7 protein-coding genes are annotated in these 11,895 nt (G+C 43.4%); 4 read left to right on the top strand and 3 right to left on the bottom strand.

Going from position 1 to position 11,895, the window contains the following annotated elements:
* Positions 1-19: 19 nt before the first annotated feature.
* A complete protein-coding gene (locus V144x_RS14940; RefSeq protein WP_144985938.1) occupies positions 20-880 on the bottom strand; it encodes an alpha/beta fold hydrolase in 861 nt (286 codons plus the stop codon).
* A 123-nt stretch (positions 881-1,003) separates the two neighbouring features.
* On the opposite strand from V144x_RS14940, the gene V144x_RS14935 reads away from it, so the two are divergent.
* Both V144x_RS14935 and V144x_RS14930 read left to right on the top strand, forming a co-directional pair.
* Positions 1,004-1,678 carry a GntR family transcriptional regulator gene (locus V144x_RS14935; protein WP_144985937.1) on the top strand — a complete coding sequence of 225 codons (675 nt, stop codon included), beginning with the start codon at positions 1,004-1,006 and terminating at the stop codon, positions 1,676-1,678.
* A gap of 46 nt (positions 1,679-1,724) precedes the next feature.
* Positions 1,725-6,326 carry a DUF6797 domain-containing protein gene (locus tag V144x_RS14930; protein ID WP_144985936.1) on the top strand — a complete coding sequence of 1,534 codons (4,602 nt, stop codon included), beginning with the start codon at positions 1,725-1,727 and terminating at the stop codon, positions 6,324-6,326.
* 96 nt (positions 6,327-6,422) lie between these two features.
* Here V144x_RS14930 and V144x_RS14925 read toward each other — a convergent pair whose 3' ends face one another.
* Positions 6,423-7,391 carry a DUF1559 domain-containing protein gene (locus V144x_RS14925; protein WP_144985935.1) on the bottom strand — a complete coding sequence of 323 codons (969 nt, stop codon included), beginning with the start codon at positions 7,389-7,391 and terminating at the stop codon, positions 6,423-6,425.
* A 796-nt stretch (positions 7,392-8,187) separates the two neighbouring features.
* The gene (locus tag V144x_RS14920) at positions 8,188-9,759 is read right to left on the bottom strand and encodes an SGNH/GDSL hydrolase family protein (protein WP_144985934.1); all 1,572 of its coding nucleotides are present in this window, start codon (positions 9,757-9,759) and stop codon (positions 8,188-8,190) included.
* A 358-nt stretch (positions 9,760-10,117) separates the two neighbouring features.
* Here V144x_RS14920 and V144x_RS14915 point away from each other — a divergent pair, with 358 nt between their 5' ends.
* Both V144x_RS14915 and V144x_RS14910 read left to right on the top strand, forming a co-directional pair.
* Entirely contained in the window at positions 10,118-11,047 is a 930-nt protein-coding gene (locus V144x_RS14915; protein ID WP_144985933.1) for a response regulator, read from the top strand.
* Between the two features lie 91 nt (positions 11,048-11,138).
* Entirely contained in the window at positions 11,139-11,870 is a 732-nt protein-coding gene (locus V144x_RS14910) for an SDR family oxidoreductase (protein ID WP_144985932.1), read from the top strand.
* The last annotated feature ends 25 nt before the right edge of the window (positions 11,871-11,895 follow it).

The following is an 11,895-nucleotide window of genomic DNA, read 5'->3' as shown; positions in this document are numbered from 1 at the left end:
AATGAAGTTATTATTTGAATCAATCCTGTGATACAGATTTGAGAAATTCCATGATTGCATTGATAAGCTTTTGCGTGGCTGACCAATGAATTAAATGATCAACCTTCGTTAGTTTGATGCGCGAAACAGCTTTCGACCAGGATTCGATTTGTGTTGCGTCGTCATCGTTCAACATTCCCCCTGCTGAGGTATCAGCTTGAATAAGCAATATCGGGCACCGAATTCGACGAAAAATTAATTCGGTTTCATATCCTTTAAGCCATTGCCCTGCAAGAATAGGAGTCAGTACTTCGGGATCAAGTTCTTGAAGGCAACTTGCTGTGAAACGAAGTGAAGCTTCATCTCGAACATTGCCTAATGTTACTTCTTTGCCAGTCTGTGGATTTCGTAGTTTTTGTTGCGATAAGTCATTAATGATTTGATCGAGGTTACGTTGGTCACCTGCAAATTGAAGAAAGCCATTAAAGAGGTCGAGTAAGTTTGATTCTGAAATACGATTACCCATTGTATGTAGTGGTGGGTCTTCAAGAATCACGGCGCGAACTTGTTCTGGTAATGTAGCTGCCAGAGCCGCTGCCACCATCGCCCCCAGTGAGTGTCCATAAATGACAAATGGGTGGTTAAACTGCTTTGTGAATGTGATCATATCAAGAACATAATCAGTAACCAGATACCCTGCCTCGGAGTTTGACGATTTTCCATGACCACGAAAGTCGGGGGCAAAAAGCTGCCAGTCAATTACAAGGTCGGTCATGACAGGAAGAAATGTTTGCCAGCGTCTCGTGACTCCATGTAACAAAAGCAATGGAGAACCATTTGAGGGACTGGTTGCATAGTTCAGGTCCACTCCCCATCGATCAAAACGATTTTCTGAGATCATCAAAAATACTCTTGTAGTTCACCAACTGTCTGATTATAGTGTATTCTGGATCCAGGATCCATTTTATGGGATTAGAAATTGGTTGTCAATCGAGTGAATCAAAAAGAGATTGAGAGAATTCAGATGAATACGACAGGCTTGAATGCTCAAATCAAGCGGACCTCTCTGGTTGATGCAGTCTATGAGTCGCTTTTGGAAGCGATCGTATCTGGTGGTTTAGCACCTGGCGCTGAGTTAAACAGTGTCGAATTGGCCCAACAATTGGAAGTGAGCCGTACACCTGTGAAGGAAGCCATCAAGTTACTGATTCATGATGGGCTTGTAGAGCAGGTCAATAATCATAAAGCACGAGTCGCCCAATTTACCAGTCAGGATATTTGCGAGATTTATGAGCTGCGCGAACAACTGGAAGGAGCGGCAGTCGAGAAGGTAACTCAGTCCATTGATGAAAAAGTGTTAAATCAATTACGAAGTGAATCTGAGTTACTGCTACAGACATATGGTGAATTATCCTGGGCATCGAAAGCTGTTAACTACGATATTCGATTTCACACAATACTTGCTACTGAAAGTGGAAATAGACGATTGTTAAAGGAAATCATGCGTTATCGGTTATTAGTTCGCGGTTTTTGTCGAATGACAGGTTCTGAAGAAACACTACTGCAGGCTCTTAAAGAACACATCGTGATAATTGAAGCAATTGAGTCAAGGGAACCTCTATTAGCTCGTCAGGCAATGGTTTCTCATATTCAAGCCCGAAAAGAGACTGTTTTAGAGCAGCTGTTTACTGAAGAATAACAAAAATCCAAGTAGTAGAAACAATCGACGAAGAGGTGACAGACCAATGATGAAAATCCAGCAATGTGTAGGAATAACAATTGCCAGCCTGCTTTTGATTATATCGAACTTGTTTGGAGAAACATCAGACAAACCAGTTCCCAGTATTTATGCAAAACAGAATCTGGTCGCCTGGTGTATCGTACCCTTTGATGGAAAAAAACGTGGACCAGCTGAGCGAGCAGCAATGTGTGCTAAGCTCGGTCTGAAGAAGATTGCCTATGACTGGCGTCAGGAGCATATACCCACCTTTGAACAGGAGATTCTGGAATACAAAAAACACGGATTAGAGTACTTCGCTTTTTGGGGTGAGCACGAAGCCGCCTTCAAATTGTTTAAAAAACATGATCTACATCCTCAAATATGGGTGACGCTTCGCGGGCCAGATAAAGGGACTCAGAAGCAGAGAATCCAGATGGCAGCAAAACAACTGCTACCGCTTGTTAGACGTACGGCAAAGATGGGATCAAAACTAGGCCTCTACAATCACGGCGGGTGGGGAGGCGAACCGGAAAACCTTGTAGCCGTTTGTGAATACCTCAAAAAACACCATGATGCACAACATGTGGGTATCGTTTATAACCAACACCACGCGCACAGCCGAATCGACGACTTTGCAAAAATCCTCGCATTGATGAAACCACATTTACTTTGTTTGAATTTAAACGGTATGACACGTGAGGGGGACAAACATGGAAAGAAGATTTTGCCCTTGGGAGAAGGTGAATATGATGTTGCATTACTGAAAACCATTAAGGATTCAGGTTATAGCGGGCCAATCGGAATTATTGGGCATACACAGGATGACGTCGAGCAAAGATTACAAGATAACCTGGATGGGCTTGAATGGATCATCCCTCAGCTCGATGGTACTCCCCCTGCACCGAAACCGAAGTTACGCACCTGGTCACCAAGGAAGAATGGTTCTAAAGTTTCAGCGATTCAACTTGAAGGTCGAATTGAATACCGTAAACCGCCGATTACGGTTGAGTGTCGCATTCTGCTGCCTCGTCAAGATGTCTATAACATCATTGTGGCCAGCGATACCAAAAAATCAGGCGCCCATTGGGAACTCTTTTCAATGGTTCAGAGTGGTATGTTCACCGCATACACACCGGGATTGATTCCCGATCATACTTACTCAAAAGCCATGATCTGCGATGGGAAACCACATACCGTTGCCATGGTTTATGAATTAAATCGGATTCAACTTTTTGTAGATGGAAAAGTTGTTGCCACTCAAAATGTAAAACCGAATGGAATGACAGTAATTCCTGGTGGATTGGCCATTGGTAGTCTCGTTGAAAATGGTCTTGGTTGTACTGGTGCAATCGAATGGGTTCGCATCAGTCGTACAGCACGTCATCAACCCTGGGATCAGTTTACTGCACCACCCAAAGATGCTTATACTTTACTCAACTGGAAGCGTGGAATACCTGTCGAGAACCATCAAAAGGCCGTCCACGTCCATTCTCACAACCACAGGCACTCTATTACTGCTCGTTCAGCAAGACCATTGGGCAAAACTCCCAATTATTCACCAGAGCTTGTTGAAAAACTACTTGATCAAACTAATTCACATGGGAATGCTGCCCGTGGTTTGATGGTGTTTTCGGCGGCAAAGTCGGCCTGTCTCAGTTGTCATAAAATCGGCAAACATGGAGGCACTGTTGGTCCAGATCTAACGGAAATCGGGAAACAGCGTAAATCTCATGAGATTATCGAGTCGGTATTGTGGCCGAAACGGCATACGAAACGTGAATATATTGCGCATGTTGTCCTGACTGCTGATGGTCGAACACATACAGGTTATATCATCAATAAGGATGAAAAAGAGCTTGTACTCCGCGATCCCACCAAGGGACTCAATCATAAAGTTGTGATTCCCATCAATGAAGTTGAACTTCAACGCGAGACCGGCTCACTCATGCCTGAGAACCTGACTGCAGCGATGTCGGAACAACAGTTACATGACTTATTACGACTACTTATCAATCTCGGGCATTCAAACGGAATCCCGATTACACAAATCGATTCGGTGCTCCATCATGCCCATGCACATCTACATGGAGCAGCATCGTTCCCATTCAATCGTAAGCCTCTTCAGCCTGAGCATTGGCCGCATTGGGAGCACCATGTCAACCGTAATCGCATCTATGACTTTTATGCCAAACAGGCTGATTATTTCATAGGACAGGCCAAGTCAGGTAAACCTGCCCCCAGTTTATTAATGGATCATCCAGGACTCGATGGTGGGACACTCGGACATTGGGGAAATCAAAACGAAACGACATGGGCCAGTGATGCCTGGTCGAAAGTCAAACTTGGTTCAGTGCAAGCAGGCATATTTAGAGGTGCCGGGATTACTGTACCACGTGGAGTGTGTGTGCAACTCGGTGAACAGGGAGAGATGGCCTGCTGTTTCAATCCTGAAACACTGTCATATGATCTCGTCTGGAAAGACGGCTTCTTAAATTTTTCTTCAGTACGTCATGGATTTCTGCACGGAGTAACTATGGATGGGACTGTTGTTCCTAATTCAAGTCACGGTCTGGGGCCAAATGGTAAAAAAATTGATGAGCCATTTCGCTATGAAGGTTTTTACCGTATCGGAAATCGTGTTGCATTTTCGTATCGGATCGGAAAGACACATTTCCTGGATTCGCCCTGGATTGAAGATGGCAAATTTGTGCGGCAAGTTGCTCCATTCACAGAGCATCCATTGGCCAGTCAGCTTAAAAACAATTCTCAGCAGTGGCCTCAAACGTTTAAAACGGCGATTAAGCATGGCAACATGTCTCCATATACAATTGATACGATAGAACTTCCTGTAAAGAATCCCTGGAACATTCCGATATTTGGTGGCGGCCTTGGTTTTCGTCGCGATGGGACAGCTTTTGTTTGCACAATGCATGGTGATGTTTGGCGTGTTACTGGTTTCAGGTATCCATCAAAAGCTGCAACCTGGAAGCGGTTTGCTTCTGGATTGCACCATTGCCAAGGGATGATCATAGATGATGATGGTATTTTTGTCTTATGCCGCGATCAAATCACATTATTGAAAGACCTGAATCATGACGGGGAAGCTGATTATTACCATTGTTTTAGTAATGCTTTCAAAACGTCAGACAAAGGGCATGATTTTATTTGCGGGTTAGAACGGGATGCGGATGGCCATTTTTATACGTCGTCTGGCAACCAGGGCATTGTTCGTATTTCACCAGATGGGCAACGTGCCGATATCATGGCGACAGGTTTTCGGAACCCGGATGGCATTGGTTTGACTGCAGATGGAATGATTACGGTACCTTGTTCAGAAGGCAGTTGGACTCCTGCATCAATGATTTGTGCCTTTCATCCTGGTCAGCACCTGGGGAAAGCGAAATCAAAGATTCCCTATTTTGGCTATGGAGGTCCGCAAAATGATCGACCACCGGCACTTCCGCTTGTTTATTTACCGCGTGGTCTAGACAACTCATCAGGAGGCCAACAAACAGTACGCAGTGATCGTTGGGGGCCTTTGAGAGATCAGTTATTGCACTTCTCATTTGGTATGGGATCACATTTTCTGGTCTTACGCGATGAAGTTGAGGGTCAAGTCCAGGGCGCGGTGGTTCCTTTGCCAGGTGAGTTTCTTTCAGGTGTGCACCGGGGACGTTTCAGCGAATACGATGGTCAACTCTATGTTACCGGGATGCAGGGTTGGGGCAGTTATACACCTGAAACGGGATGTTTCCAACGCGTTCGTTACACGGGGGATTCTGTGCAATTACCTGTTGGTTTCAAGGTGTTTAAGAATGGTATTTTATTGAAATATTCTGCTCCATTGGACACAGAAATCGCAGAACAGCCTGTCAATCATTTGGCACAATGCTGGAACTATCGTTACAGCGGGGCATATGGCTCTCCAGAATTTTCGACTCGGCATATGGGTATGCGGGGTCACGATCTTGTTGCAATCAAGTCTGCACATGTTGTGGGTGATGACCAGTCTCTCTTTCTCGAGATGCCTGACCTGCAACCGGTCAATCAACTACACCTGAAGATCCAAACGAATCAGCAACACTCGCATGAGTTGTTTGCCACTGTGCATAAACTTTCGCAGCATTCTTTTATTGAGGGGCCAAAATTAGATCCCTTAGAGGGAAAGCTGATCAATCCACACCCTATTCTTGCTGATTTAGCTTTGGTGAAGCACCGCGTCCCCAACCCCTATAAAAAACCTTTAAAAGGAGCCAGAAAAATTACGATTGAGACGGGTAGTAATTTGTCTTTTGCAACACGTTCTTTCAAAGTAAAGCCAGGTGAACGAATCGAGTTTATACTTGTGAATCCCGATGTGGTTCCGCATAACTGGGCATTAGTTAAGCCTGGCACACTACAACGTGTCGGGGAACTCTCAAATCATTTGGTATCCGATCCTAATGCGGTAGCGCGTCATTACATTCCTGAATCGAGTGATGTATTGTGCTATACTGACGTGGTTTTGCCAAAAGATCGTTTTACGATTTTTTTCAAAGCTCCTGACCAACCTGGTAGGTACCCGTTCCTTTGCACTTTTCCGGGACATTGGCTGGTTATGAATGGTGAAATGGTCGTAAGTGACTAGGAACTGTTCCAAAAGTGGAAACCAGACAGCTGAATTATGAGAAAAAGGCCTAGAAAATATCTCGGCCTTAGAAGCCCTTCAGTTTTATAGAGATGCTTAGAATTCCCCGAGAACGTTCCCATCAGCAATTGTCCCCAAATTCTTAAAGGTTTCGTAGTTCATGTTTTCGCTGAGAAAACGAACTCTTCCGTCGCCCAAAAGAAAATGGGCTCCTCCCTCGTGCTTACTGGAGAAATTTGCGATATGGTTTGTGGTGTTGGGGGGATGATGCATTATCATTGTTCCTCCCTGCCCCACGTGCCCAAGGATTAATGAGGCTTGACCTTCCATCATAGAGGCCATGGCCATACCAGCCGGTCGCATGACTCCCGGAATCGCAGCATACCATGTAGAGTCTGCCTGAATCGTTGAGCTAGCCCCGACAAATTGATGCTGATATGAACGCTCTCCGACAACAATCGTATTCGACGCCCCGTCGGTGAGATCACGAACTTTGACATTACTATTGCGGTACAGAATTCCTTTCTCAGTTGGATTTCCGGGTGCCATAGTCAGATTTCCATAGCCAAAGATACCGACATAATTTGCTGATGAAAGTTGATAATTAACTGATCCATCAGAGACTGAAAAAACCCCTTGATTAGGGTCGCTAGCACAGCGAAAAATGGGGAGTGCTTCATCCGCAAGATCAATATTGGGGCTATCTGTACAATCTAAATTTAAATCAAGTTGATTGTACAAGGGAGCCTGGTCCAGAAACGGCAATAGCATTACTCCCCATGCAAATCCGGAGCCTGTCTCTGTATCACTTCGATCTGTTAGAGTAACTCCTCGAGCGATATATCCAGGTGGATAAGTTTTGTGAGCGTTGTGGTAATTATGTAGTGCCAGTCCAATCTGTTTCAGACTGTTTTTACAAGTCGAACGGCGGGCAGCTTCCCTGGCCTGTTGGACCGCGGGAAGAAGTAGTGCAATCAAGATTGCGATGATTGCAATGACGACTAAGAGTTCAATGAGTGTAAATCCGCGATTTGAGCGGGATGCTAATTTTTTTGGAAAATTCATGGTATGTTTCCCCTTTTGATTATTCGCCAGGATCGAAGCATCCTCGACATGAATCAATTAATAAGGTGGGTAAAGCGGTAGCGGGTTCTCAGGGCATTAATGAAGATTGATACCCAAATCAAACACAAGCAAAAAGATCATCACAGCATGATCAGTTGGGGAGGCGGGATCTCTGGAACGAACGATCTCTTGATAGGTAGATCGTTGATAAAGTTTAGTGGAATGATCAGCTCATTTGCTGTGTTTAATGTCAGGGGAGGATTCAGATCCCACTGATTGACAACTGAGAGTCCTTGCTTTGTGGAATGACTACAGCCACAAATGGAAGAGGCATTTTTGGTTTCAGTATTTGAATTAGAAAGACACTTGTTCTGATTTGAGCAGCAGCTTTGGGGGAGCTTTTGTTTTTTTGATGAACAGCAGGCTTTCGGTTTGGTTATTTTTTCTGTTGTTATGGCATTGATACAACAACATTGTGATGTTGTTTTTAACTGGCTTTCACAATGGCAATTCTTTCCCAGAGTCAGTCCAGGTAGAACTCTTGTATTAGTAATCAGAAAGAAAATGCAAAGAACGACAATACTGACGGTGCGCAGAAGCGTTCCATAGAAGTTTGTTCTTTGAAATCTACCTTTTCTAAATACTCGGTGGGAAATCACTTGATGCACTCATCAGCACACAGGCTTTGTTTAGGTCCTGCCGTTATGTCTCAACATCCTTGTGTTAATTATTGTCTCTAAGCTGAGTGGTGATGAAAAGAGAGTAATGACGTTTTTTGCCTAAGTGAGACAATTTTTTAAGGCGCCAGATATCGTGCCAGAATGTTGCCTAGAATTTGTTCCCCTTTGTCATTTGCGTGGACGGGATCACGCTGAAACCAGTTCACTTTTTTATCAGAGTTTCTGATATATTGCCCCCAATGTGCGCGGAGATCCAGAAAACCGCAGTTTTGATTTTGTGCAAGCTGTTGAAGTTGATATCGATACAGAGTCTTCTCTTGATCAATACTTAGTTGCCATTGTTGATCATTATGAGGGTCAACTCTCCCAAAGGCACCTGTCGTTAATAAGATCTCTGCGTTTGATTGCTCTCTGATTTGTCGAACAACACTCTGGATCGCATCAATATCATTTCGGTGGCTAATTCCTCCAATAATAACAAGGTCTGGATTGTGCTCCGTCACATAAAGTTGAACACGTTGATTTTCTTGATACCACCAGCATCCAGTAGAACCACGAACTGATGTGATTTTGGTAATCTTGCATGCAGGGTATTTTTCTTCAATTAGAAGATGCCACTGGGAGCGTGAAGTATCGTTTACGATGCTATCTCCCAACATCACAACACGAAGATTTCCGCCCCTCGTAATTTTATGACGGGTTTGTTTGAGGTATTTCAGGCGTCTGGGATTCGGCATATATTTGATCGGTGGAATCGTTTGATTGATTTCCTTGATCTGCTTTAAGGTGCGAGTTGTTTTCTCATTGATGCTTCCCCCTTCATACACCGTATTTTTAACAATAAACGAAACAACGCGATTTGGATAAGGATGTTGAAAGTGATGTCCTTTCGATTTTTTAGTTCCTGTTTTGACCGAGAGGACTTTAAAGTTATGCTTTCGATCACTTTCTGGAATTCGGCTAAACATTAGATAAGTGTTTTCATCGGGAGGCACAACTTGATCATTCTCTGAAACAATATGTAGAACTGGGATGCGTGCCTTAGCAATAGATTGGATTTGGTCTATCGGGTTATTTTTATATAACAAGGCTTCTGCTTCAGTCAGACCGTAGGCTTTAAGACAAGCTTCCCAACTCGCTTTTGAGCCGTCACTTTTTCCTCTTCCACCGGGCCAACTTTTGAAATCACAAACAGGTGTGTCAGCATAGATACAGCTTACCTTTTCTGGATTCACCACGGCCCAATTATAAATAAACAAACCTCCACGGCTTACACCTTCCAATGCGACCTTCTGTTGAAACCCATGTTGCTTCGTTAAGTATTGGTAAAATTTGTTCCCATACTCGATTGCCTGTGGTGACCCAAACAGATTGGCAACATCGATATAGGCAATGTGAAAACCTTGTTTCAATAATTCCACATCCATTTCATAATGAAAATCCGGAAAACGAGCACGCCAGACCCAGGGCTTTCGAAAAGCAGTTTGAGTTGGGACTACGACATAACATTTACGGTTGTCTAGCTGAAAATGAAACCGTTTGAAACCATGCCAAACATCTTGTCGACCTTCCCATTCAGATTTCCCTGTCTCTATTGAGGAGGCATATACTTCATATTCTGGGGAGATCAAAATCAGAAGCAAAGCAGTATTGAAAAAAAATGGAAAAAATGGATGTCGTGATTTCATTTCTTGTCTTTTCAGGTTGAGTTTGGCTATCAGTTGAGCAATTGAGGTATATATTGATTTCTTAAACAGTTAGCGTTTTTGCTTAATCGATTCAGTTAACAAAAATATCATCACTCGCTCGAAGGATTGTATTAGTTTTACTGGATATAGGTTTTCAGGTATTCGCAAAGCCTTTACCCCATAATTAAAGGTTTATGGCCCAAACAAATTTTTGACATATAGTTTAGGCAAACAAATATCATATTGAAACTGTTGCGAGAATCCTGTGTTTGGATTCGAGTGTGGAAGAACAATTTGATTCTACATAAATCGCATTTGTTAAACAGAAGTATCTATTTAAATAAGACGAGTTTCTGCTATGTCTTTAATTCCAGCTACTCATACGACCGAAACATTAACAAAACGGTTTTCCAATCCGGTGATTAACTCCGTAGTTGATGTTTTTAAATATTTTGTGGGCACGACTGCCGAATTAGCCAAAATAGTCCCTGTGCATGAAGCGCCACGCTTTGAAAAAAGCTCAGCCATTGAAGTTAATGGCCCTGGGAAAGGGATTGTGGTTATCAATGTTCCTACCGAATTAGTTTCAAAAGCAGTCTCCCTACTCATAGACGAATCTTTGGCTGATGATGAACACGTTTTAACCGATTTTGTCTGTGAATTGTCGAATATGATCGCAGGTCAGGCCAAAAAGGCAGTCGACCACATGGGTTTTCTATTAGGTCACCCAACAGTGATTGAAACAGAGTCCATAAACACCTTATATCCACCGGAAGCTGGTTCACAATGTGGTATTTTTAATACTGGTATTGGTCCCATTATTGTTCATTTTGGCTTTGTGGGACAGCTGGGTGAAATTGTCGATTATGATGAAGAGCAGGTCGATAAAAAGCGTATCCTGATTATTGATTCTGATGAGATGGATCGTGCACTTTTTGAGGGCCTGCTACACGAACGTTACACTGTCGAAAGTGCCGCTTCAGTTGAAGAAGCTTTCATGGACGCGGCTCTGAATACTCCCGACCTGATTCTACTCGATATTGATTCACCTGATGGAAATCATGCAGAATCGGTAAAATATATTAAGCAGTCACCTTTAACTAGTGATGTTGAAGTACTGGTTATGACAGCAAATCGTTCTACGACATCCATTATTCAGTCATTCAACCATGGAGCCAATGATTACATTCTCAAGTCGGACTTCACAAAACAGATTTTAGTTGGCAAAATAGAACGTGCTTTCGGGAGAACACCGGTTGTGAAAGAAGAAGTGGCTTCTGTCAACTAGAATATCTTTTCATGTACCAAAATCTTTTATATGACCCCGGTTGATTAACCGGGGTTTTTTGTTTACCAAGTATATTTTTTGGAGTTGTAAGTTGGATTTGAAAGGAAAAGTAGCTGTCATCACCGGTGCAGCAGTACGCATTGGACGTAGTATGGCTTTAACTCTGGCTGAATCAGGTGCTGATATATGTATCCATTATGGATCTTCAAAACAGGAAGCAGAGCAAACATGCCAGGAAATTCAACGCACCGGAAGAAATGCGTATACGGTATCAGCAGATTTGGCTAATTCGAAGAAAGCAGCCACTGAAATTATCGATGCGGTTATTAGCAAGTTTGGTAAGGTCGATATTCTCATTAATAGTGCATCCGTTTTTGAAAATAAGACTTTGCTAGACTCTTCTGAGCATGATTGGGACTCCCACCTCAATATTAATTTAAAGGCTCCCTATTTTTTGAGTCAGAAGTTCGCAAAAGCGATTCACTCGGGTCAAAGAGGGCACATTATCAATTTGGTTGACTGGAGAGCTCGAAGAGCAGGAGTCGGTCACTTACCATATCGAATTTCCAAGGCTGGGTTAGTGACGTTAACGGAATGTCTTGCACTTGAGCTGGCTCCCGAAATTCAGGTGAATGCTATAGCTCCTGGTGCTATCCTCCCACCGCCCGATCAGGATGCCTCTTATCTCGAAAAACGAGCACAACAGATCCCACTCAGACGTGCAGGGAACCCTGACGATATTTGTCAGGCCCTGCTCTATCTGCTTGAATCAGACTTTGTGACAGGGGAAGTTTTAACGGTCACAGGTGGCGAACAACTCTAAAACGAAGAGTGAGCGTGTTATTCAG

It is taken from the genome of Gimesia aquarii (genome assembly GCF_007748195.1).
GTDB lineage: Bacteria > Planctomycetota > Planctomycetia > Planctomycetales > Planctomycetaceae > Gimesia > Gimesia aquarii.
This window is presented reverse-complemented; position numbering and strand designations above follow the sequence as displayed.